General features: G+C 64.5%; 17 protein-coding genes and 1 pseudogene. 3 read left to right on the forward strand and 15 right to left on the reverse strand.

All coding sequences use genetic code 11. From position 1 onward, the window contains the following. The 9 genes from AC1DT2_RS02890 to AC1DT2_RS02930 all read right to left on the reverse strand — a co-directional run. The coding region (locus AC1DT2_RS02890) for a CoA transferase (protein WP_477294133.1) at nucleotides 1–383 on the reverse strand (383 nt) is incomplete at its 3' end. A gap of 175 nt (nucleotides 384–558) precedes the next feature. After that, nucleotides 559–2,394: a glycoside hydrolase family 127 protein gene (locus tag AC1DT2_RS02895; protein ID WP_477294135.1), complete on the reverse strand. Its 1,836-nt coding sequence runs from the start codon at nucleotides 2,392–2,394 to the stop codon at nucleotides 559–561. Then, nucleotides 2,391–4,556, reverse strand: coding sequence for a formylglycine-generating enzyme family protein (locus AC1DT2_RS02900; RefSeq protein ID WP_477294137.1), 2,166 nt, complete (start codon nucleotides 4,554–4,556; stop codon nucleotides 2,391–2,393). Before AC1DT2_RS02900 ends, AC1DT2_RS02895 begins: the two co-directional genes overlap by 4 nt. Before the next feature lie 17 nt (nucleotides 4,557–4,573). After that, nucleotides 4,574–5,848 carry a serine hydrolase domain-containing protein gene (locus tag AC1DT2_RS02905; protein WP_477294139.1) on the reverse strand — a complete coding sequence of 425 codons (1,275 nt, stop codon included), beginning with the start codon at nucleotides 5,846–5,848 and terminating at the stop codon, nucleotides 4,574–4,576. Further along, complete coding sequence (locus AC1DT2_RS02910) at nucleotides 5,845–8,103, reverse strand: TonB-dependent receptor (protein ID WP_477294141.1); 2,259 nt, start codon at nucleotides 8,101–8,103, stop codon at nucleotides 5,845–5,847. The genes AC1DT2_RS02905 and AC1DT2_RS02910 overlap by 4 nt, the downstream gene beginning before the upstream one ends. Nucleotides 8,104–8,367: 264 nt before the next feature. Continuing rightward, nucleotides 8,368–9,252 carry a LysR family transcriptional regulator gene (locus tag AC1DT2_RS02915; RefSeq protein ID WP_477294143.1) on the reverse strand — a complete coding sequence of 295 codons (885 nt, stop codon included), beginning with the start codon at nucleotides 9,250–9,252 and terminating at the stop codon, nucleotides 8,368–8,370. Nucleotides 9,253–9,291: 39 nt separating this feature from the next. Further along, on the reverse strand, nucleotides 9,292–11,682 hold the full coding sequence (locus AC1DT2_RS02920; protein WP_477294145.1) for a sodium:solute symporter family transporter: 2,391 nt from the start codon (nucleotides 11,680–11,682) through the stop codon (nucleotides 9,292–9,294). After that, on the reverse strand, nucleotides 11,682–12,530 hold the full coding sequence (locus AC1DT2_RS02925; RefSeq protein ID WP_477294147.1) for an HpcH/HpaI aldolase/citrate lyase family protein: 849 nt from the start codon (nucleotides 12,528–12,530) through the stop codon (nucleotides 11,682–11,684). The genes AC1DT2_RS02920 and AC1DT2_RS02925 overlap by 1 nt, the downstream gene beginning before the upstream one ends. Before the next feature lie 179 nt (nucleotides 12,531–12,709). Next, nucleotides 12,710–13,057, reverse strand: a complete 348-nt coding sequence (locus AC1DT2_RS02930; protein ID WP_477294149.1) for a hypothetical protein — start codon at nucleotides 13,055–13,057, stop codon at nucleotides 12,710–12,712. Between the two features lie 343 nt (nucleotides 13,058–13,400). Between AC1DT2_RS02930 and AC1DT2_RS02935 the strand changes: the two are divergent. Continuing rightward, nucleotides 13,401–15,014 (forward strand): annotated as a pseudogene (locus AC1DT2_RS02935) (ATP-binding cassette domain-containing protein). 56 nt (nucleotides 15,015–15,070) lie between these two features. On the opposite strand, the gene AC1DT2_RS02940 reads toward AC1DT2_RS02935, so the two are convergent. After that, a complete protein-coding gene (locus AC1DT2_RS02940) occupies nucleotides 15,071–15,478 on the reverse strand; it encodes a hypothetical protein (RefSeq protein ID WP_477294151.1) in 408 nt (135 codons plus the stop codon). A gap of 143 nt (nucleotides 15,479–15,621) precedes the next feature. Between AC1DT2_RS02940 and AC1DT2_RS02945 the strand changes: the two genes are divergently transcribed. Then, nucleotides 15,622–16,554 carry a DMT family transporter gene (locus AC1DT2_RS02945; protein ID WP_477294153.1) on the forward strand — a complete coding sequence of 311 codons (933 nt, stop codon included), beginning with the start codon at nucleotides 15,622–15,624 and terminating at the stop codon, nucleotides 16,552–16,554. 4 nt (nucleotides 16,555–16,558) lie between these two features. Here AC1DT2_RS02945 and AC1DT2_RS02950 read toward each other — a convergent pair whose 3' ends face one another. The 3 genes from AC1DT2_RS02950 to AC1DT2_RS02960 form a co-directional block, all read right to left on the reverse strand. Further along, nucleotides 16,559–17,248, reverse strand: a complete 690-nt coding sequence (locus tag AC1DT2_RS02950) for a DUF1345 domain-containing protein (protein WP_477294155.1) — start codon at nucleotides 17,246–17,248, stop codon at nucleotides 16,559–16,561. Between the two features lie 65 nt (nucleotides 17,249–17,313). After that, entirely contained in the window at nucleotides 17,314–19,506 is a 2,193-nt protein-coding gene (locus AC1DT2_RS02955; RefSeq protein WP_477294157.1) for a transferrin receptor-like dimerization domain-containing protein, read from the reverse strand. Between the two features lie 5 nt (nucleotides 19,507–19,511). Then, nucleotides 19,512–21,929: a TonB-dependent receptor plug domain-containing protein gene (locus tag AC1DT2_RS02960; RefSeq protein WP_477294159.1), complete on the reverse strand. Its 2,418-nt coding sequence runs from the start codon at nucleotides 21,927–21,929 to the stop codon at nucleotides 19,512–19,514. A 452-nt stretch (nucleotides 21,930–22,381) separates the two neighbouring features. Here AC1DT2_RS02960 and AC1DT2_RS02965 point away from each other — a divergent pair, with 452 nt between their 5' ends. Then, nucleotides 22,382–22,915, forward strand: coding sequence for a DUF6630 family protein (locus AC1DT2_RS02965; protein WP_082878937.1), 534 nt, complete (start codon nucleotides 22,382–22,384; stop codon nucleotides 22,913–22,915). A gap of 15 nt (nucleotides 22,916–22,930) precedes the next feature. On the opposite strand, the gene AC1DT2_RS02970 is transcribed toward AC1DT2_RS02965, so the two are convergent. Together AC1DT2_RS02970 and AC1DT2_RS02975 are read right to left on the reverse strand one after the other, a co-directional pair. Further along, on the reverse strand, nucleotides 22,931–23,884 hold the full coding sequence (locus AC1DT2_RS02970) for an NADP-dependent oxidoreductase (RefSeq protein WP_477294162.1): 954 nt from the start codon (nucleotides 23,882–23,884) through the stop codon (nucleotides 22,931–22,933). Then, the coding region (locus AC1DT2_RS02975) for a hypothetical protein (protein ID WP_477294164.1) at nucleotides 23,881–24,087 on the reverse strand (207 nt) is incomplete at its 5' end. The genes AC1DT2_RS02970 and AC1DT2_RS02975, both read right to left, overlap by 4 nt.

Genomic DNA, 24,087 nt, shown 5'->3' on the forward strand with positions numbered 1-24,087 from the left:
TAGCCGGCCTTGTCCTTCATCGGGCCCTGGTCGCCATAGCCGGTGACGGCGCAATAGATCAGCCGCGGATTGATCAGCGCGATCCGGTCGTGGTCGATGCCGAGACGCGCCGGCACGCTGGGGCGAAAGTTGTGCACCAACACATCGGCCTCGCGCACCAGGCGCAACAGCGCCGCATGGTCCGACGGATTCTTCAGGTCCAGCACGATACCGCGCTTGCTCCTGTTCACACCGAGGAAGGCGCGGCTTTCGGTGGCCAGCGTCGACGGGTATTGGCGCAGATTGTCGCCGCCGGGCGGCTCAATCTTGATGACGTCCGCGCCCTGGTCGGCCAGCAGCGTGCAGCCGTAAGGTCCAGCGATATAGGCGCTGAGGTCCAGCACTCGCACGCCGGAGAGGGGGCCCGAGGGCGTGCGGGGGGGCGATGTCGGTGTTTCCATGCGTGCCTCGTTATCCACAGCTGCCATGTCCCGTTTGCGTCCATTCACTTTGCCGGACACGGGGTGCGGGAAACACCCCGGCGCGATATGTTCTGGCAGCAGAAAAACTTGTTTGAATCTACAAGGACTTCTCCGGCGCCAACGGCAGCCAGGTGAGACGCCATGCGCCATCATGCCGTCCGCCTGTCGCAAAATAAGGCGTAAAGCGCAGCGGCGCGCGGTAACCAGGATCGAGACTCAGCACCGGTGGCTTCCCTTTCTCACCCGGAAGAAGCGTAAGCCAGCTCGCCTGCGGCTCCTCCGGTAGCTTTACGGTCTCGCTGGTCTTGAAGCCGTCGATAAGGTCGGTGGCGAACACGAGTGGTCCGCAGGTGAGACCGATGTAGTCGAAGTGCAATACTTCCTGGTGAACTGCGCTGCCGTCCGGCGCGCGCGATTCCTGGATGTTGCGATTGCTGGCCCGGTGCAGGATCGGCTGCGCCGGAAAACGGGCGACGAGCACATCGCCGTCATGCCAATCACGCTCGACCATCGCGTACTGCCCGGGTGGCACCGTCACGCCGGCGTCCTCGCCATTGACGACCAGGGTCGCGCCTTCGGCCCAGCTCGGCACACRCACCCTCAGCGTGAAGCGTGCCGACCGCTCAACAGCGACGGTCATGCGTATGTCATCCGGATAGGGCCACGCGGTGGCCTGGGTCAGCTGCACGCGCCCGGGCCCTTCGAGCAAGGCCGACGATCGGCCAGGACCATAGATATTGATGTCGAGCGTTCGCGCGTCCCGGGCGATCGTCGCGATGTCCGGCAGCTCCTCGACCGCCATCGCACCGCTGGACTTGCAGCAGCGCCAGTAGGTCGTATGCACACGCCGACCGTTGGGAAAGACGTAGTAACACCAGTTCTCGCCATCCGGCGCCTGCGCGGCGAGCAGGTCGTTGTATGCGGAGCGCTCGATCTCTTCGGCATAGCGCGCTTCGCCGGTGACCAGGAGCAGCTCACGGTTGAGCTGGATCCACGCCAGCGTGGAGCAGGTCTCCACGTAGCCCTCCGGACTGAAAGCACCCGGCGCATTGAACACTTCGCGCGAACGATGCGCGACACCGCCCCAGGGGCCGCCACCCAGCGTCAGATGGTGGTCGCGGATGCTGCGCCATGCATGCTCCACGGCACGCAAGAGATCCGGCTCGCCGGTGACGCGATGCAACTTGGCGATACCCACCAGGTTCCAGGCCAGCTGGTACGCCTTGCCCGTAGCGATGAATGCGACGTCCGTTCCGGCAAGGCACTGGTCGAGCAGGGCCAGTGGCGGGTGGGCGTTTGCCTGTCGAAGGACAAGCCGGGCGAGATCGAGATAGCGCGGATCGCCCGTGGCCCGATGCAGGTCCACCGCGGGATCGAGCAGCACCGTTGCCGACATGCCGAAGTGATTGCCCAGGTCGGTGATGTCGATGCCGCCTGCCTCAAGCGTGTGTAGACACAGATCACCGATGCGGCGTACGGCATCGAGATAGCTTGCGCCGCCAAAGTGACGATGCACCTCCAACAGACCCAGCATCAGGTAGGCGTGCGTCCAGATGTCCCAGGTACGCACGCTGGGCTCGCCGTTCCAGCTCACCGGTTTCGGCGGCCGCTGGTACATGAAGCGACGCCCCGGGGCGTACGTGCCCAGGTAGCCGTCGGCCTCCTGCACGGAAACGAGATAGTCGGCCACGCGCAGCACACGACGGCGGAGCGACTCGTCACCGCTGCGGGCAGCGGCACGCGATGCGGCCACCAGCCACTTGCCGGCATGCTCACCGTACCAGTCGCCCTCTTCGTTCAGCGCACGGCGTTCGGGCGCGAACAAGGCAATGGCAGGGCTGTGCTCGTCGACGATGAAATGCGACAGACGGCCCTGGAGGTTCGCCGCGAGCGCCTCGCCGAGCAGGCCATCGAAGTGCGTGACCGCCCTCACGTGGCATCGACCACGCAACGGAATCCGACACAGCCGGAGCGATCCTTGCCTGGTGACATGAGCAGGTACTTGCCGTGCTGATCGAGACGGTAGGCCTGCGGAAAGTACCAGTGCGAGGTCTGCGGCTGGTAGCTGCTTCCACCACGCAGCACGGCAGCGCGCGTATGTTCGTCGAGGAATTCGTCGGTCCACTGCCACACGTTGCCAACCAGGTCGAGCACGCCGAAGGGGCTGGCTGCCTGCGGAAAAGCATCGACATCCGCTGGAGCGCGCAGTTGCCGGCCCCGATTCACAGCCGGAACGAAGTCTTCGCGCCAGTCGTTGCCCCACGGGTAGCGACGCCCGTCGTTACCTTGCGCGGCATATTGCCATTCCCATTCGTGCGGAAGGCGCTTGCCGGCCCAGGCCGCATAGGCACGCGCATCCTCGATCCCCACCCACGTCACTGGCTTGCTCTCCCAGCCGGCTGGCGGCTTGCCGTCCACCCAGTGACGCAGGAAGTTGTGCGCGTCGAGCGGACGCCAATCGGTGTGGTCGAGGAAGGCGGCGTACTGTGCGTTGGTGACGGGCGTACGGTCAATGTGGAAGGACTCCATCTGCATGTGTCGGCGATGTCCGCGACGCGCGCTGCTCTCCCACGGGTACTGCACGTCGTTGCCTTCCCATGTCTGCCCTTCGATCTCGACACCGCCCACGACGAAATCGAACGGGCCCCCAGGAATGGTCAGCATGCCTTCCGGCGCGGTGGCAACGCGCGCGGTCGCCGCCACGGGGCGCATCGTTTGCGGCAGGCTTCGCCACGTCGAGGACAAGGAGGCCAGAGGCGTGATGGACGCTTCGCGCATCGTCGCCAGGAAGCCGTCGAGGCCATCGACGGAGGCACCGGCAGACAGCGCGACCACCGCGCCGAAGCCGCGACCTTCCAGGAGGAAAGCCAGCACCGCCTTGCCATCATGGATTCGCGGTGAGAGCTCCACGCCGTTCCAGGCATCCACGTAGCGGGCGCCTTCGCCATGGGGCACGGCAAGCTGCTCGCCGGCGACCACGTATTCCTGGCGGTTCACCACGGTCCACAGCGTGTATGTCTCCGTCGGAAAGCGACTGGCGAACACGCCAGCCTGCAGGGTGCGCTCGTAGGGACGCCAGTCCATGCTCACCATGGCTGGTGCGAACTGCCGTTCGATGGTGGCAATGCGACGGAGCGACTCGGCGTCGCGCGGCGTCAGCCCGTTCCAGATGCCCCAGACATTCTCCCAGGCGTTGTAACCCACGCCGTTGAAGAAGATGTACTGCAGATCGTGATTACGGTCGCGTCCCCACCGGTTTTCGTAGTTGATCATGTGGCGCGGCTCGAGCCACTTGAACTTCGCCACGGGAGGAATGACCTCGTTCGGCGCCTTCTTGCCCCAGCTCTGTACGTTCCAGATCAGCTGCTCTTCGGCGCTGATCGTGGACTCCGGCTGCAGCACCACGGGGTGCCCCGCCGCGTCGCAAGCGTCGAAGAACGCGCGTGGCACGCCGTTGTAAGTATCGCCATTGACGCCATCCGCACCCACCGCCGCGACCAGCCTGGCCATCGCGTCCCAGTCGCTCTCGTCGGCTGGACGCGTGCCGTTGTCCCAGGGCATCGTGGGCAGGAAGACGCGGACCCCTCGTCGGTGGAAGTCATCCACGGCGACGCGTAGCCCATCCAGACCACCGGGGAGATCGAACGCGAGATCGGTCTTGTTGCGATCGTCGATCCCGATGTTGGGGTAGACGAACCAGATCAGTACGCTGTCGATCCCGCCAAAGCGGGCTTCGAGGTCGTCCAGGTAGCGATCGACGGTATAGCGCCCCGCCACCGGGTCGTAGAAGTAACGATCCTCCACCATCATCTGCGCGTGGACGAAATTGCGCTGAGCCCACTGCAACTCGGGCCGACGATAGTTGGCGTCGTCGTAGCCGATGCGCGTGAGATGTTCGCGGCGCCAGTCGCGTAGCTCGCGTATCCAGTCGTCCGCGCTACCGTCCACGTCCATCTTCCAGTGACCGATTTCGGCGAAGGGCCAGCCGGGCGCCTTGCCCGGGGTCGGCAGATAACGGCCGGTGGTCACATGGGAGAACTTGAACTCGTGGGTTACCCGAGCCGTTTCATCGTGCTCGTCAGGGGACTGGGTCATGGCGGAAAACCTGGGGGTCATGGAAGAGCATGGTAGACGAGGTCGTAGAACGGCCGCGCGAGGCGCGGCAGGTCCTTGCGACCGTCGTCGCGAGGCAGGTGCTGGAGCATGAGGATGGCGACCAGATGCTCGTGCGGATCGATCGTATACGTGGTGGATGCCGCACCGGCCCAGCCGTATTGCCCGACCGAGCCGAGCTGCCCGCGGCGGGCGGGGTCGATCACCACATAGCCGCCGATGCCGAAACCCTCGCCGGCACTGAACTGGGTCACCGGCGGGTCGAGCATGCCCAGGTGGTTGCGCATCATCAGCTCGACGGTCTTGCGCGCGAGAAGCACGTGCCCGGCGGAACGGCCACCGTCGAGCAACATCTGTGCGAAGTGGCCGTAATCGTCCGCTGTGGAATACAGGCCACCCGCTCCGCTCATATAGCGATTCAGCGGCTCGCCGGGGTGGGTGGCGCTCGGGCCGTCGGCGATCGCCAGATGGCCGTCGTCAGCCATGCGGGTGATGTCGACCACACGACCGCGACGGTCGACGGGCACGCTGAAGCCCGTGTCGCGCATACCTAGCGGGGTGAAGATTCGCTCTTGCAGGAAGTCGGCGAACGGTCGCTTGGAAACGACTTCAACGACACGCGCCACCAGCTCGAGCGAGGCACCGTCGTAACCGAACCGGGTACCGGGGTCAGCCGCCAGTGGCACGTGGCTCATTCGTTCGGCGAATCCAGCAAGGTCGTTCGCGCCGTGGGGATCGATGCTTTCCATCAACGCTACGGCCTCGCGCTCGCCCTCCAGGCCTGCCGGGTAACCCGACGTGTGAGTGAGGAGGTCATGCAGGGTGAGCTTGCGAGATGCCGCTCGCAGGGTCGGTGCCGCGGCCGTACCGCCCGTCATCACCTGCGGATGCTCGAAACCAGGCAGGAGCTCGGCAAGCGGCGTGTCCAGCGACACCTTGCCCTCCTCCACCAGCATCATGACCGCCACGGATGTAACGGTCTTGGTCATCGAGTAGATGCGGAAGATGGCATCGCGCCGCATGGGCCGCTTGCGCGCGAGATCTTCGTAGCCATACGTGCCCACGTCGACGATGCGGCCATTGTGGGCAATCAGCGTAACGCCGCCGAGGTATCCGTCCGTCCCCGTGGCATCGCGCATGAACGCATGCAGACGGTCCAGCCCGTCCCTCGGCCACGCATCCGCCGCGAGGGCCGCCGAAGCGCATAGCAGCAGTCCCAGGCACAGCGAAGCCGCGCGCAAGGCGCGGCTTCGCCAGAGCGATCGCTCCGTCACAGCGTGATCGTATAGGTCAGCGACGTGACGCGGCCACGGCCCGACCAGTAGTTCTGGTAGCCCGCCAGCTGCGACCAGCTGAGGATGTACTGCTTGTCGAGCAGGTTCTCCACGCCGAGCGACAGCTTGCCGTAGCGTTCCAGGTCGTAATTCACACCCAGGTCGAACAGCGTGTATCCGTGGGTCTGCTCGCTGTAGCTAAACGTCGCCCCGTCATAGGCGCGCGTATCGCTTCCCGATACGTGCCGGCCGAACAGCGAGGTGGCACCGAGCGTCGCGTCGCCGTGCGCCGAATAGTTCCAGGTGACGGCGTAGGCCAGCTTGTCCGGATTGATGTCGAGCACGCCCAGCGGCTTGCTGAGCGAGCCGGCGCCGTAGTTTCCGGCCGGATCCGACGACCAGAAGGCCGTCTTGCCCGTGATGTGCGAATAGATCGCGGTCGCCTTCCACTCCGGGTTGAAACGCCACTCGCCGGTCAGCTCAGTACCCTCGATACGCACGGGGGCACGCGAGAGGATGAAGTCGCTGGTATTCGGATCGATCGCCAGCGACGAGCCGAACGGGGACTTCGAGATGTAGTGCGTGGCTCCGAAGGCGCCCCGGTCGCCACGCCAGTTGAAGCCGAATTCGTTGTTTTTGTAGATGATCGCATTGAGGTCGCTGATCCTGCTCACCGACTGGCCCGGCACGCTGATGTTACGCAGCGGGATACCGATATTGGGAAGCGTGAAGCCTTCGCTGTAGGAAGCGAAGGCGGACCACTCGTCGTTGAAGCGCCAGATGCCCCCGATGTTACGAAGGTTTTCCTTGTACGACAGCTTGCCGCCCTGTACGAACACGCGGTTGCGGTAGTACGTGGTGGTGTAGCTGTCGACCGTAAGGCGATCGCTCTCGCGACGGTAACCGCCGCTGATCGTGAACGGGCCAATGTCGTACGACAGCTGCGCATACGGCGCGACACTGTTGTAGATCATCGGCGGAACCCAGAGCCGATCGGTCAGGGCCAGGCGCTGCTGCGCCTCGTCGCGGGCCACGTCCACACCCGTATGCAGTTCCAGTCCCGTGACCAGGAAGTCCGGCCGCGTCCACGAGGTACGGATGCCACGCTTCTTGGCGGTGATCTCGGACTGGTCGAACAAGGTGTTCAGCGGCGCGATCAGGGGATCCTGCTTGTCCTCGGTGTTCTCCGGCAGGTAACGCATGGCCTGGTCGGCCTTGTACACGTTGATGTCGAGGGCGCCACCGAAGAGGTTCTTGTTGGTGTATTCGGCGCTGTATTGCTTGAAGTCATTGAAAGCATCCCTCGATCCGTCGATGTGACCGCGCTCGGACGTATTCGTACGCGGCGTTGCACACGGCGGATCGTCCGTCGGGCCACGGCAGCCGAGTACCTGGATGTAGTCACCCTTACCGGTGATCTTGAACTTGCTGAAGGTCGCCTGGAGGCGCTGATCATCGCCCTCGCCGAAGTTGTAGCCAAGCTTGGCGAACAGGTTGCTCGAGGTGGAGTCGGCCAGCGAGCCGGAGGTGTTCAGGCCAATGCGGCGCCCGTTACCGTCGTAGGTCATGCCGCGGTCGATATACGAACCGGCGAGCAGTACGTCGTAGCTGGCTTCCTTACGGGCGAAGGTCACGCCGGTCTTCCAGCTGCCGCTGTCCGACTTACCTTGCGTCTGGTAGCGCGTGGTGATGGTGGTCTCGTTGCCTTCCTTGGTCGGCGTCTTCGAGAGGTAGTTGATGATGCCGCCCGCTGCGCCGATGCCTTCCGAGGCCGACGGGCCGTTAATGACTTCGATGCGGCCGACGATGCCCATGTCGGTAAAGGTGCCGTTGCGGGTGCCTTCACGCAGCGGCGAGCCCTGGGGCACACCGTCGAACAGGCGCAGCGGAATACGCCCACGAAGGGTTTCGCCGGTGTTGCTCATGGCCTGGGAAGACTCCGCATAGCCCGGCACCGAGCGCGCCAGCACAGCCGTCGCGTCCTCGGTCACCAACAGCGTATGGGCGATCTCTTCCTTGTTGACCACGGTGACCGCGCCGGGAATCTCGTCAATCGCCTTGGGCGTGCGCACACCGGTGACGATGACCTGGTCGAGGTTCACCGGCTGGTCGTTGTTCTTGTCGTCTTTCTTCTTCGCAGCCTTCGGGGCGTTCGGCGCGTCTGTCTGCGAAGTCGCCTCCTGCGCGTGGGCGCTGGTTGCGAAGAAGGAGACCAGCAGGATGCTGCCGATCGCGGCGGAAAGTGGTTTGATCATATCGGGTCCGTGTTGCCGTTGGATCGATCGCCCAAGCGGGCGGGTGCGGCGTGCCCCTGTGACGGCGCGCCCGGGCAAAGAAACTGTCTGCTGCGTTGGCTACGCCCTCCCCGGCGCGCCACTGACCTTCGTCTCGGTGATGGTGAGCCTATGCGCTTAGCGCATGGCAAGAAACCGCGGACGGGTATGTTCAGAGACTAGTTTTTGTTGCTTACGAACGAAGGAAAACTATGCGGCGACGCAACATGCACGACACATTCGCGGTCACCGCGACTGCATGGCCGCCATCGCCTTTCGGCTCTCCTGAAGCAGTACGGTGACCAACCGTACGCGCACGCTCGAGCGTGACCAGACGATGCCGATGCGACGTGGTTCGGACGGGTTTGGCAACGGCATGCGAACCAGATCCAGGCCTTCCGGCCAGGGCTTCGCCCAGTCAGGAACCAGCGAGACGCCGAGACCGCGGTCGACCATGACGGCGATTGCATTGAGCGCATTGAGCTCGAAACGCTCGCGCGGCACGATGCCATTCGCACGGAGGTAATCGTCGGCTTGCCGCCCGCCCCACTGATTGCGGTCGTAACGGATGAGCGGCTCGGTGGCGAGCAGCTCGTGCGGGTCGCGCCCCGCCAGCGCGCGTGGCGCGAGCACGATCAGCGGCTCCTCACGCAGCAGTTGCCACTCGCAGGTCTTGGGCAATGGGAACGGTGCCTGCAGCACAACAGCGGCATCGAGGTCGCCCTTCTCGACGTCGTTGTAGAGATCGACCGAGTAGCCAGGCTTGATGAAGACGTTGATGCGCGGGAAAGTCTCGACCATGCGCGCGAGCACGTCGGGAAGCATGCCTGCCAGGGCGGTGGGACAGGCGCCGAGCCTCAGTTCCCCCGACACCCCACTCTCGTTGGCGACGCTGCGCAGGTCGGCCACGTTACGCAACACATCGCGCGAACGCTGCAGGATCCTCGATCCTTCTTCCGTGACGCTCACCGTGCGGCCGACGCGCGCGATCAGGGTCGTGCCAATCTCGCGTTCAAGCGTGCGTATTTGCTGCGCCACAGCAGCCGGCGTGATATTGAGCAGTCGCGCCGCCGCTGCCATCGACCCATGGTCGGCAACGGTGATGAAGGTATTGAGGAACTGGGTTTCCACGTCATCTCACTGGCGGTCGGCGGGGAGCGCCATGGTAGGTCATTCGCCGTCGCGATCGCGATGAATTGTCAGGCCGCGCAGCGAACGCGTCGGCGCCGGGAAGAACAGGCTGGCGATATAGCCGATGACAATGCAAAGGCAGATCGAGATCGCCAGATAGAAATACGGATGGACCAACTTGAAGATCCAGGCGATGAAGGTCAGTGCCGTACTCGACGCGATACCTATCGCCACGCCAGGCGAGTTTGCTCTGCGGGTGAACATCCCCAGCGTATAGGCACCGGCGAAACCGCCGCCGAGCAAGCCGGCCAGTTCGATCGACACGTCGAACAGCGAATGCACGTCGAACCGCGACAGCAGCAGCGCCAGGCCGATGCCGACCAGTCCGACGACGACCGTCGTCACCTCGGCGAATATCACGCTCTGTTTGGGGGTGCGGTTCTTCACCAACCGATCGTAGAAGTCCACCGAAACCAGGGTTGCCACGCTGTTCATGATGCCCGATAGCGTTGCCATCGCCGCGGCGAAGATGCCTGCCACGATAAGCCCGGTCACGCCCATCGGCAGTTCGGCCGCGATGAACAGTGGGAACGTGGCGTCGATCGGCAGCATTGGGTTCATCCGCTCCGGATGCGCCTTGTAGAACACGAACAGCGCCGTGCCGATCATGTAAAAGACCAGCCCACCCGGGATCATGATGGCCGCGAACGCCCAGATCGAGCGACCGGCTTCCTTCGCCGACGGCGTGGACAAGGTGCGTTGCATGAGCACCTGGTCCTTCGGGAAGGTCAGCACCACGTCGAACAGCACGAGGAAAAGGAAGCCCCAGACCGTTGCCTTGGTCAGATCGAAGCTGAAGTCCAGCAGGTGCATCTTGCGATCGGCCATCGCCGTGCCGAGGAACTCGCCGAACCCACCGTGCAAATGCCAGATGATGAACCCGATGGCGAAGATCGCGCCACCCATCTTCACGATCACCTGCACCACATCTGTCCAGATCACCGCCTTCATCCCGCCCATGGCGGTGTAGATGATGGTGAAACCTCCCATAAGGATCACGCTCAGCGTCGTACTGATCCCGGTGATCGTGGCGATGGCGAGCGCCGGCAGGAACAGAATCACGCTCATACGGCTGCCGAGCTGGGTGAGGATGGCCAGAGCGCTGGCAATCATGCGGATGGCCGGATGGAAGCGCGTTTCCAGATACGAGAACACCGACATCAGGTCCAGCCGGCGCAGCAGCGGAACAATCCACACGGCGACGAACATCAGGCCGAACACGGCGATGAGGTTGTTCGTCATGTACTGCCAGTTGCTCTCGAAGGCCTTAGCGGGAATTGCGATGAAGCTGATCGAGCTGGTGTTCGCCGCATACAGGCTCACACCCGCGGCCCAGAACGGAATGCTGCGGCCGCCGACGAAGAAGTTCGCGGTCGAGTTGCGCTTCTCACGAAGGTAGAAGTAAAGACCGATGCCGATCATGCCGCCGAGGTAGACGACGATCACCAGCCAGTCGAGCCAGCGCAACAGCAGTTTGCTCGACTGTACCTGGGCGGAGGCGACCGTCGTTCTCGCACCATCCGTGGACGACCAGACGAAGCCGTCTTTCCAGGTAGCTGCCGAGGTCACCCCTGCGAACTGAACGCCCGGCAGAACCGCCCAGGCGCGCGTCACCACCTGGAAGGTCAATGCGCGAGCCGCCGTGGTATCGCCGACGAGGTAGGCCACGTTCGCCTGTCCCATCGGGCGTGCCATGCCCGGAAGAATGGGGGCCGGCGCAGTGGCACGCTCGCTCCAGCCGCCATCGGGCAACCAGCGCCATACCGTATTGCCGACGGTGACAAAGACGCCTGCGCCCTGGACAACGAGCGTCGACGGCGCAGCGCCGGGCGGTAGGTCGGCCAGCTTTGTCCAGGCGGGTCGAACGGTGCCGGGCTCAAGGCGCAGCAGTGTCGATGCGCCGTTCTCGATACCAGCGACGTAGATGGCACTGTCGGTTGATGCGGCGCGCGCGCCGACGATAGGACCCGGAAAGGGCGGCAGGGGCGTCAGGACCAGACCCGTCGCGTCCAGCGACAGGCGCGCGACAGAGGTGGCAGTCGAGTCGTCGTCACCCAACAAGATGTAGCCACGCGAAGCATCGCCGAACAATGCCGACAGCGCTTTCGGCGCGACGCCCGCGGACCAGACCAAGGAGCGCCAGCTGCCCTGCCCTTCATCGAGGATCCAGGCGCGATCGTCGACCACGGCGACGAGCCGGCCATCCACAGCTGTGAAGCCATGCACGGTTCCCACCATGGGTAGCGAAGGCAGTGCGCTGCCACGCAAGGGGGTGAGTGCGTCGGCATGTGCCATGCCTGAGGCAAGCAAGCAAAGGAGCAGGAAGGCGCGGCAAACGCGGAGGGTGACGCGCATCGTCGGCAGACGCATCACCCTGCCGATGCCAGCAGCGCCTGCGCGCGCTTGAGGAACGGCAGGTCGATCATCCGCCCGTCGACGACGAAGGCACCGTGACCCACACGCCCCGCTTCGACCGAAGCGGCAACAATACGACGTGCCAGCGCGATCTCGTCGGACGACGGCGCAAACACCGTATTGGCAAGGGCCACCTGCCGCGGATGGATGCAGCTTTTACCGACGAAGCCGAGTCGACGCGCCATGCGCGCTTCGGCCTCATAGCCCGCCACATCGTCGATCGCGGCAAAGGCGGCATCGATCGCGAACACGCCTGCCGCCGCCGAAGCGATTTTCACGGCGAACATCGCAGCGTGTACCGCCGCGACATCGGCGCGGTCGATACTGTGCGGCTCGAAAAGATCCGCCAGCCCCAGCTGGAGGCCGGCGACCCGGGGATGCGCCGCGGCGATCGCGGCCGCCTGGTCGAGCGCCCTGGGTGTTTCGATGTTGATCAGCAGCCCGACCGATCCATCCAGGCCGCGCTCCGCCTCGACGTGCTCCAGCGTTGCGATGACGGCAAGCAAGGCCTGCGGCGATTCCACCTTGGGCACATTGAGCAGGGTCAGTCCGGGCGTCAGCACCGCCGCAAGGTCGTCTTCGAACCATTCGGTGTCCGGGGCATTCACCCGCACGATGATCGCCTTGGCGGCGTTGCGGACAGCGTTCGAGGCGACGAAGGCGGACACATCGGCACGGGCCCCGGCCTTCACCGCGGCAGGTACCGAATCTTCCAGATCGAACGACAAGGCGTCGGCCGGACCGGCCAGCGCCTTGGCGAACAGTTCCGGACGCCCCCCGGGCACGAATAACTTGCTGCGCATACCTTCCCCCGCCACCCAAGGCGCACCGATAGTCGTGGATTCTGGCCCATCGCACCGAAGCAATCGAGCCGGGATCCGACGTTCAATCGATACTTTTCCTATGTTCCCGGCGCGGGCCTGTACCGCCAATCCACCGGCGAAGCTGCTTCTACTCGACGAGCCGGGCAACCAATCGGACCTTAGTCGCTGGGCTGCTTGGCCAGGCGAATATCGACCTGCGCTTCGTCGACCTTATAGGTCTTCAGGATCGCATCGACTTCCTTGAAGTCGATCCTCAGCTTTTCCGGCGACAACCACGTCGCGTGAGGTTTGTCGCGAAACGCAGAGGGGATGTATTCGAACACAGGAATGCGCCGGGTCTCGCCACGTTTGACGAGGTAAAGCAGGACCTCGTCCGAATGAGCAAAGTCGTCGCAGCCGGTTTCGTCCGAACGAAGCACGTAGTCGGACGTGCCGGAAGCCGGGATGTCGAGAAGGTTATGAACGCAGTCCTCCGACGCGAGACCATCATAGGAACACGCGTACATACCTACGCAGCCGAACACGACGACACATCGCAACGCGGGCCTTCTCCACAATCTCGAGCCAACCGAAAGATGATGACGTCCGGGGCGGATTAACGTAGTAGATACGGACACTCGGCATATCGACATCGTAAGACTTCGGAATCCTGGGGCCGGCCGAAGGTACGTCCGCCTGTCCCGGGTGGTCAACGGGAATTTTTCACCCCGGCGTCCGTTGCTATAATCGGTGCCCTGCTCCCGCCCATGAGGTGTTCGTCCCATGCGCCAGTGATGCTCCGTCCTGAGTGACGGCAAGACTCGCCAGCCCCTGCCTGCAGGGGGAGTTTTCTGCATCCCTGGAATTTGCATGACGAACCCAAACCTGACCCTTCAAGGGGTCACCTGCCTGCTGCCCGATGGCCGCCGGCTATTCTCCGATCTCGACGAAACCTTCGACGTGCGGCACACCGGCCTCGTGGGCCGTAACGGTGTGGGCAAGAGCATCCTTGCCCGCGTGCTCGCCGGCTTGTGGTTGCCGTCCTCGGGTCGCCTGCTCGCGCACGGAACGACGCACTACCTCGCTCAGGAACCGGCCCGTGACGCCGGTGCGACCGTTGCTTCGGCGGCCGGCGTGGAAGAGGTACTCGACGCACTCGCCCGCATCGAAGCGGGAAACATCGACCCGCGCGACTACGAGATCGTCGGATCACGCTGGACGATCCGCCAGAGCCTCGAACAGGCACTTCACGCGCAGGGCCTGGACTATCTCCACGCGGATGTACCGATGCAGCGGCTGAGYGGCGGCGAGGYAGCGCGAGTCGCCTTCGCCGGCGCTCTGATCAGCGAAGCGGATTTCCTGATCCTCGACGAACCAAGCAATCACCTCGATGGTGACGCGCGCCGCTTGCTCATCGATCGGCTCGAACACTGGACGAACGGGTTGATCGTCGTCAGTCACGATCAGGCCCTGTTACGACACATGGAACGCATCGTCGAGCTGTCGTCCTCAGGCTTACGCTCCTATGGCGGCAACTATGACCTCTACGCCAAGCGCAGCGAGGAAGAACGAGCCGATGCCGAACGTTAGCTCGACCAACGCAAGGCCGAACGCCGCCGCGAGGAGCGCAACCTGCGCGATCAACGCGAACGTGCCGAACGCCGCGAGGCACGCGGCGACCGTGGAGCGCGCGACGCCAACCAGGCGCCCATCCTGCTGGGCAGGCGCAAGGAACGCAGCGAGGTCACGGCGGGACGCCTGCGCGAACGACAGGAGCACGAGCGTGCGGTGCTGAGCGAACGCGTGCAGGACGCCGCACGGCGCGTGGACGATCGCGCGACGCCCGTTCTCCGTATCGCCGCGCGGGGCGCCCCGGGTCCCTTCCGCGTCGCCAGTCTCGATGCCGTACGACTCGCCCATCTTGGGGAACCCAGGGAGCAGGTGAACGTATCGATCACCGCCGGCCAGCGCATCGGCCTGGTCGGCCCGAACGGGTCGGGCAAGTCCACGCTGCTGCGGACCCTGGCGGGAAAACTGGCCCCTGCCGAGGGACACAGACAGGCGTGGGCGCCGGTCGCCTATCTCGACCAGCAACTGTTCGATGTCGATGCCGATGTATCCGCCGTCGAACTGCTGCGTGCCGCGAACGCCGCGTTGCCTGAAAGCGAGATTCGCACCCGCCTCGCACAGCTGGGCATCGATGGTCTCGCGTCGGCCTTGCCCTCCGGCAAGCTCAGCGGTGGGCAGCGCCTGGCGGCGGGACTGGCGATGGCCATCTACGCCGCCCCACCCGCGCGATTGCTGTTGCTCGACGAGCCAGGCAATCATCTCGACCTTCCATCGCTCCGGGCGCTCGAGGACACGCTACGCACGTATGAGGGCGCGCTGGTCGTCGCATCACACGACGAAGCGTTCCTGGAGCGGATCGGCCTGACCGAACGGATCCAAGCGACGGCGACAGGATGGACGCGTACACCGTGGTGACCGCCGTCGTTATCGACGGCGGGGGAACCCGTGATCCCGGCGGGCTCGCTGCCGGGTTACTGGACGTTGACGACGTCGCGAACGCTGTACACGTCGATCGCGTAGGGCGATTTCGCGTCGTCGGTCGAGCGGAAGCGACCCGAGATCGTCGCGGTGGCCTGGGCGCCGTTCGATGCCACGGCACGCTTGAACGAGTTGATGTCGCGCTTGCGCGTGTCGCTGTCGTCGATGGAGAGGCTCACGCTGCCCTTGCATTCCGCGTCGGAGAGCGTCGTGACCTTGCCGGCGGACGACGCCACGCCACGCACGGTGACCGTGGTGCCGATATAGCGGGCCGCGGTACCGATAACGGTGCAGAGCGTATCCGGCGGGGTCTCATCCGCTGAACGAGCGGCAGCAGGACCCGCAGCCAGGGCCATAACCAGGGCGAATGTCGTCGCCCGACCAATCAATTTCGTACACATAGGTGTTCCCCCTTGTTACCCGGCCCCAGGACGGACCGCGCCGAATGGACGGCTAAACGAAGGACACCGCGTTTGCGGCGTCGCGTCAATAAGAAATTTGGGCAGTAAACTCGCCATCCTTGCCGTTTTCGCTGGAGTCATCCTTGGAAGAACGCACCCGCCTGGGACTGGGCATTGGCTTCGGCGTGGCCGCCGGCGCGCTCTGGGGGCTGGTTTTCCTGGCGCCCGAGCTGGCCCGGGATTTCACCGCCCTGCAGCTGGCGGCGGGACGCTACCTGGTCTATGGCCTGATCTCGGCCGGCCTGCTCGTGCCCCGGTGGCGGCCCCTGCGTACCTGGCTTCGGGCCGTTCACTGGCGCGGACTGGTCGGCCTGAGCCTGCTGGGCAACATCGTCTATTACGTGCTCCTGGCCAGTGCCGTGCAGTGGGGAGGGGTGGCGATGACATCGCTGGTGATCGGCTTCCTGCCTGTCGCGGTCACCCTGGTCGGTAGCCGCGCGGCAGGGGCCGTCCCCTTGCGCCGGCTGGCTCCGTCGCTGTGGCTCAGCGCCCTGGCCATCGGCTGCATCGCCTGGCAGGCGATGGCGGGATCGCACACCCAGGTTCAGTCCCACCGGTTGGCGGGACTGCTGTGCGCCATCGGTGCCCTCGCCGCCTGGACCGCTTACGCGGTTTACAACGCACACTGGCTTGGGCGGCTGGACCAAGTCTCCGCCCATGACTGGAACCTGCTCACGGGCGTGGTGACCGGGGCACTGGCCCTGTTGCTTGTTCCCGCCGCTCTTCTCACCGACACCGCCGTGCACGACGGCCAGGCATGGCTTCGCTTCGCGGGCATCAGCACCGGCATCGCCGTGTTCGCGTCGATCCTGGGCAATGGTCTATGGAACCGGATGAGCCGCCTGCTGCCGCTCACCCTGGTCGGGCAGATGATCCTGTTCGAGACCCTGTTCGCGCTGCTCTACGGGTTTCTCTGGGAACGACGGCTACCGACGCCCGTCGAGCTACTCGCCGTGGCCGCTCTGGTGACCAGCGTGTTGCTTTGCGTGCGCGTCCACCGGCCGCAGGGGGAGTGACGAATCAGGCCTTGCCCGCGGCGATGTTCACGCTGATGGCAATGATGAAGACGTTGAAGAAGAATGCGATCGCACTATGCATCAGGCCGATGCGGCGCAGATAGCGCGTGGTGATCTGCACGTCGGAGACCTGGAAGGTCATGCCGATGGTGAACGAGAAGTACGCGAAGTCCCAGTAGTCGGGATCTTCGTCACCCGGAAAATCCAGTCCTTTGTGCTTCTCCCCGAAGTCACCGTAATAGCCGTGGGCGTAGTGCAAGGCGAACAGGGTATTCATGAACATCCACGACAGGATGATCGTCGTCGCCGCCACGGCGATCGCGAAGGCGCCGCCCTTGCTGCCCGAATTGAGTTCGGTGGTGACCGCGATGAGCACGATGGCCGACAGCGCGACGCCGCTGAGCAGGGTGGTCCAGCGGCCGGAGTCCTGCATGCGCGCCTGCCGGTGCATCGTGGCTTGGGTTGCTCCGAGGAAGATGCGCAGGATCATCAAGAGGTACGCCAGCGCACCGATGTCGAACCCGAGCAGCAGCGCGACACTGCGCTGCAGCCCGGTGAATTCCAGTCCCGCGGCGGCAACGACGGCAATCGCGGCACCGATGACCAGCCGTGGCCGCGAACGCGCGTAGCGGATCGGGCCCCAGCCTTTCTTCCGGCGATGGGCTGCCGCTGGCTGCTGGGATTCATCGCTCATGCCACCACTCCGCCGGTTCAGGTGGCGGGACTATAGCGGAGCTGATGTGATCGTAAGTTCGTACGTCACGGCTGGCTGGTGACCAGGATCTGCGTGGCCTGCTTCAGCAGCGCGGTGGCCCGGCGTGTCGCCGCCGTCGTCAGGCGCACCTCCTCCCTCGCCTGCTCCCACGCCCGCGCTTCGATGGCGTCACCGATACCCGGCAGCGGCGCCGCGTCCTCGCCTCCCCTACGTCCGGGGGCCTGGAGAAGGTGTCGGTACCACGGACGCTGGGGCAGACCCGAGGCCTGCAGGAAAGCCGGTGCGATGTCGCGGATAGCCTTGTTCACGGCAATCACCTGCTTCGCGGTGAGCTTGTCTGCCGACGAGGCCGCCTGATCGTAACCTTCGGCCGTGGTCAGGAAGTCCCGTTGGGCGTCGTGCAACGGTCCGAGATCGATGTCCTGCCAGGCATCGTCGAGCTTCGAGGGTGGCTGCTCATGACGGTACGCCACGGCTGCCAGGCGGTAGGCATCGTGGTCCAGCAGTGCGTTTTTCCGCACCGCCTCGCGATGCTCAGCTGCCGCACCCGTGGCAAGACGATCGATGTCCTTGCCAAGCGATAGCGCAAACGCGGTATAGCGCCAGGGCAACACATCCGCGTTGGCGACCCGCAGCACCAGCCGCGCATTCGTTCGCGCCAGCAGGTTCACGTAAGTCAGCCCCGGATCGCCGAAGCGCTGGTAATGCGTGTAGGTGTCATACAGCGAGTGGTAGATGGGCACGTTCTCGTCGTCGCCGTCACGGTCGTAGCCATACCGCACATGCAGCGACGGCACGCCAAGCCGATGGGCAAATGGCAGGTAGTCCGATCCCGTACCGAGGCGCTGCGGCACGATGGGGCCCTCCACATCCTTGCCCTTCTCCGCTGCGTCCACGGCACGTTTGGCCAGACGACGCGCCTGCACCGTGGCGCCGGTTTCCGGATCGCGAAGGTCTCCGGCGACACCGTCCACGAGGCTCGCCAACGACGGATCGCCCGCCGTGGCGAGAAATCCTCTGCCCGTGGTGTCGTTGTTGAGATAGAACACCGCCTTGTGGGCGAGCTCCGCCGCATGGCGATCCGTCCACGCCCTGGAGCCGAGGATGCCGAGCTCCTCCCCGTCCCAGCTGGCGAAGACCAGCGTGCGTCGCGGCCGATGCCCGGCCTTTGCCTGCTCGCCGATCGCCCGGGACTCGGCGAGCAAGGCCGTGGTGCCCGCCAGCGGATCCCAGGCGCCAAACACCCAGGCGTCGTGATGCACACCGCGGATCACCCACTCGTCAGGGAACTCACTGCCTCGCAACGTGCCGATCACGTTGTAAAGCGTGCGCCACTCCCAGGGCGAACGCACTTCAAGATGGACCTTCGCATCGCCGCCCACGTGGTACGTCAGCGGCAGGCCGCCCTGCCAACGATTCGGTACGGCAGAACCGCCGAGCGCGCGAAGGAAGTGCTCCGCGTCACCATAGCCAATGGTGACGACCGGAAGATGCAGGTCGTCCGTATGCCTGCTTGCCTGGAAGGTGCTCGCACTCTTCGCGTCGAGCACGCTGTCGATGCCGAGCGTGCCGCGTTGCAGGGTGTACGGTGTACGCCACGCGCCTTCGGGGTAGACATCGCCCTTGGTGAAGCCGTCCGCGTCCGGGTCGGAATAGATCACCACGCCGACAGCCCCGTGCTGCTGTGCGAGCCGTGGCTTTACCCAGCGGCCGGCGCCGGTGGACTTGACCAGCACCACCTTGCCCTCGACAGACTGTCCCGCCCTGGCGAGCTCGTCGTAATCCTTCGACAGACCTTCGTTGACGAAGATCAGCGGCGCATCCACGGAGCCGTCCGCACTGTAGGCCTCCATGCCGGGCAGTACGCCGTCCCGCGTGGCGGTGTCCTTGTCACCCTCAATCGCCGGCTCGGAGAAGTCGGCGGCGTAGTTGTCGGTACCCAGCAGGGAGAGCTTTTGCACTGTCGGATACGCGACGAGGACCCGCGTCTGCTCCACCGCGACCTGCCAACCCCAATTGCGCAGGCTGGCGGCGATAAAGTCGGCGTTCTCCTTGTCGTGTGGCGAGCCGACCTGGTTGGGTGCCGACGTCAGGCGCCTCAGCCAGCCGTCGAGGTCCGCGGTGGCGATCGAAGCATCCACGCGCTGCTCGAGTTCACTTTGCGCGGCAGGCACGGCCGTCTGCGCCGGGACCGCTGCGGCGATCGTCAGCAGCAAGGCGGGTAGCAGCACTCTCATCGTCATCACTTCCACCGGTAGGTCACGCTGGCATAGTAGTAGCGTCCGTTCCAGCTGAGCGGTGAAAAGAGGCTGTACTTGAAATTGCCGTTGGTCGAGTTGGCGTATTTGACCTGCTCCGGCTTCGCATTGAACGCGTTGTCCGCGCCGGCACTGAACGTCCAGTTGTCCAGGTTGTAGTCGGCCGACAGATCCAGCGTCCAGCGATGGTTGAAGTCCTGATCGAGCGCGGGGCCGCTGTTGCTGTACACGGTGTAGTTGCCGTAACGCTGCACGTTAGCGTGACCTGCCCAACGCCCATGCAGGTAATCGAAGCCCACATCCAGTTTGGTCCGGGGATTGGTGTCGCCGAGCAGGCCGAGCCTTTCGCGGCGTTCCACACGCTGCACCGCGACACCCAGTTCGTCGAGGATCGCCGGGTTCGGCTTCACCTTCGTTACCTCGTTCTCGTTGTACGCCCAACTCACGGTGGTGTTCAGGCGATCGCCGTTGGAGAAATCGAAGGCATACTGGCTGACGAAGTCCAGGCCGCGGGTCCGCGTGTCCACGGCGTTGGTGAAGTAACGGATGGACTGGTAGTTCGCGTCGACACCGTTGGCAACGAGGTAAGCATTGACCGCCGGCGTATTGACCGGAATGTTCGACGACAGGTTGATGCGATTGGTGATCTTGATCCAGTACGCATCGACGCTCACGTTCCAGCCGGTCAGCGGCTCGAGAACCAGCCCGAGCGTCGCGCTACGCGATTTCTCCGGCTTGAGCTTCTCGGCGCCGAGCAGGCTTGCCGCCGGGGCGTCCACCGGGAAGGTACCCGACTGCACCAGCACCTGGCCGTGGCCGAGGTCCTGCAGCTGCTGCGAAATGTCGGCATAGTGCTGCTGCACCAGGGTCGGCGCGCGGAAACCGGTACCGATGCTGCCACGCAAGGCAACGCGGGGTGTGAAGTCGAAGCGACCGGAAAGCGAGCCGGAGGTCGTGCCACCGAAGTCGCTGTACTGCTCGTGACGACCGGCCAGCGACAGTGCGAAACGGTCGGTGATATTGGTTTCGAGATCGATGTATTCGGATACGTCGTGGCGCTGCCAGTTGCCCTGCAGATCACCGGTGATGCCACCGTTTGCACCGTACTGCGAGACGGCATCACCCGGCGTCACTTTGTACGCCTGGCGCAGGTATTCCACACCGAACGACACACTGACTGGGTTGGCCAGCCACGACGGCGAGAACTCCTTGCTGATATCGACATTGCCGACCTGCTGGTTGGTCTTGTAATCGGCACCCTGGATGAAGAACGGCGTATAGCCGAAGGCCTTGTACCAGTCGGCGTTGATCGAATGGCTGCGCTGGTCGTATTCGTTGGAACCATGGCTCGCCGATACGTCGTAATGCCATCCGTCGCCGAGTTCGCCACGAAGTCCGGCCGTGAGGGTCGTGTCGTTGACGATGGGGATGCTCACCGGTAGGTAACCTTCGGGGTAAATCGACGGCACGTTGGTGGAATCGCCGCGATGCCGGTACAAGCTCGCGGTTTCATCGCGATCACGGCGGTACAGCGCTTCGAAGTACACCTCGGCCGCCTTGCTGAATTCGTACTGGCCGGTCAAGGACACCTTGTTCGACTGCACGCCCGGATCGCCGAGGCGGTAAACCTTCTGGTTGTACGTCGTGCCCTTGGCAGCGGGCGTCTGATCGGGACCGGCACGATTGGTGTAGTCGTTGTTCTGGGTGTCGATGGCGACATGGATCGAGCCCTTGTCACCGATCTTGAATCCGGTATCCGCGCTGAGCTGTCGCTGCAGACCATCGCCGGCGTCATAGCCACCGAACTTTGCCGTGACCTGCCCACCCTCCCCGCCCTTTTTCAGGATCACGTTGATCACGCCGCCGATCGCGTCGGAGCCATAACGCGCCGACTGGCCATCGCGAAGCACCTCGATCCGCTCGATCGCCGAGATCGGGATGGCGTTGAGGTCCACCGGATTCGATCCGCGACCGATCGCGCCACCGAGGTTGAGGAAGGCGCCGCTGTGCTGGCGTTTACCGTCGATCAACACCAGGACCTGATCCGGGCTGAGGCCACGCAAGGTCACCGGGCGCGCCACTTCCGCGCCACTGATCGTCGTCGGCTGCGGAAAGCTCAGCGAGGGCACCAGTCGCGCGAGCGCGGCCGTGAGCTGCGTAGCGCCACTCTGCTGTAACTGCTGTGGCGTGATCACGTCGATCGGCTGCAGCGAGCTGGAAACGGTGCGTTCCGTGCTGCGGGTGCCGGTGACGATGACGGTATCCAGTTGGCTGGTCTTCGGAGGCTCGGGCTTATCGGCGGGACCGGCGTCCTGTGCCAGGACCGGTGCCGCGGAGGCGGCGAGGACCAGCGAGACGGCGACGAATAACGGGGTGCGGCGGCGTGGAGCGAGAGCGAACATGGACGTGGTTCCCCTGGGGACGATGCAGAACGCCGACGCCTCTGGGCGCCGGGTGTGGGAAGACGGCCTCGCCCCGGCGACGCGCAACACGACGCCGATCGGGCATGACCGGAAAGAACGAGGGAGGGAGAAGAACCGCGGGCGGGCCGCGGTGGCTACGTCAGGGCGTCAAACGCCGGACGCGGGGCCGAAACTCAGGCCAGTCGACAACAACAACACGCGCAATCCACCGAACCGTGCGGCATGGCCGCAAGCGTCATCGGGGAGGTCTTTGCGCTGTGGTTGAGTGCGTTCACTGGTGAGTAGATCGCYTGGCAGAGGGCTTGGAGGGTTATTTGTTGCACTGCGTCGCACGTTTGTCAACTGCGCTGAATGGCCGTCCATTCGCCCCATGGCCGCTTCCGCTCGCCATTAATGCGATCATTCGTCCGCAGACCCACAGGCCAATCCCCATGAATTCCTACGACGACGAATCCTACGAAGAACGCGACTACGACGATGACGACAGCGAGGACACGGTCGAAAAACACGTCTGGCAGCTGCTTCTGATGATCAACCCCGGCGACGAAGAAGCCGCCAAGAAGCAGTTCAGCGACTATCGCAACGAAGTCGAGGACCAGGGCGACGACGATCCCATTCGCCTGGTCGGCCAGGTAACGGACTGGCGCGCCAGCTTCGAAGTGGATGCGGATGACACCCGCGCGCTGGTCGAAGCGCTCCAGGAGCTGGTGTCACGCTTCCACGACGTCAGCATGGACTGGGACGGCGACCCGGACGACGACGAGTATCACGAGGACATCGACGCCGCTGAAATCTTCAACCGCGCCTACGATCAGCTCAAGCCGCACGGCTACACCCTGTGGTCGCGCGAGGCGGACGACGATGTTTCCGCCGGCTGGATCACCTCCTCGAGCGACGACGAGTCGATGCTGGTCGTCGCCACGGCACTGCACATCAACCTTCGTCGCGGCGACCAGATGAGCTGACCCGCCACGTGGCGATTACACGGTGAGCACCGTCTTGCCGCGCTTCGCCCGCGAGTCCGCTTCGAGAAACGCCTGCCGTGCTTCGTCGAGACGGTAGGCGCGATCCACCTGCACGACGATGCGTCCGTCCGCGACCCAGCGCACGATCTCCGCGAGCTGCGCGGGATCGGGCTTGACGATGAACCAGAAGGCTTCGATGCCGAGCTTTTGCGCCCGTTCCGGCGACGGCGCATCCTCGGCTTCGCCCGAGATGGTGACCAGACGCGCACCTGGCTTGACGTACTGCCAGCTACGCTCGAGCAGGTCGTGACCCACGGTGTCAAAGACGACATCGACCGGGCCTGCGACGTTTTCGAAACGCTCTGTCGTCGTATCGATCGTCACGTCCGCACCCAGTTCACGGCACAGGCCGGTGGCTTCGCTGCCGCGCGCGGTGGCGATCACACGTGCCCCGATGCCCTTGGCAATCTGGATGGCGAACGTGCCGACCGCGCCGGCACCGCCATGGATCAGGACGGTCTCGCCCGCTTTCAACTTTGCAAAATCGAACAGCGCCTGCCAGGCCGTGAGCGCACCAATCGGCAGGGTCGCGGCCTCGACGGCGGAGAGCGCATCGGGCAGCTGTGTGATCTCGCCCGGCAGGACGCTCGCCTGCTCCGCTGCCGCGCCGTTACGCCAGAAGTCGATGAGTCCGACGACGCGGTCGCCGACCGAGAAACCCTTCGTCGCACGACCGACGTGAGCGATGTGACYGGCGAACTCGTGCCCGACGATCACCGGTAGTGGGCGCTTCGAACCATCCGGTAGCGCCATGGTGCCGTTGGTCACCCAGTGGGGTTCACCGAAGGTCAGGCCCACGGCGTCCACGTTGACCAGGAGCCGATCGTCGGCGTGTGCGGGAGCCTCCGTGTCACCCACGCAAATCGAGAGGTCGCCACCTGCCGCATCGGAAATCCATGCCGCCTTCACAGCGTCAATCCCTTGCCGGTACCGTTAACAACAACTCGCATGGCGACTACCTCGCTGGTTGATGGCAAGAGGGTTTCATGCCAGCGGGCCGCGAGCTTGTACGCCCCTGCCGTGGCGGTCAGCCCCTGAGACGTTCGCGGAGAAGGTCGATGAACGCCCGCACCTTTACCGAAGGCTGGCGCCCAGGATAGACCGCATGGACG

The sequence above is a fragment of the Luteibacter sp. P4_E6 genome (genome assembly GCF_056401535.1).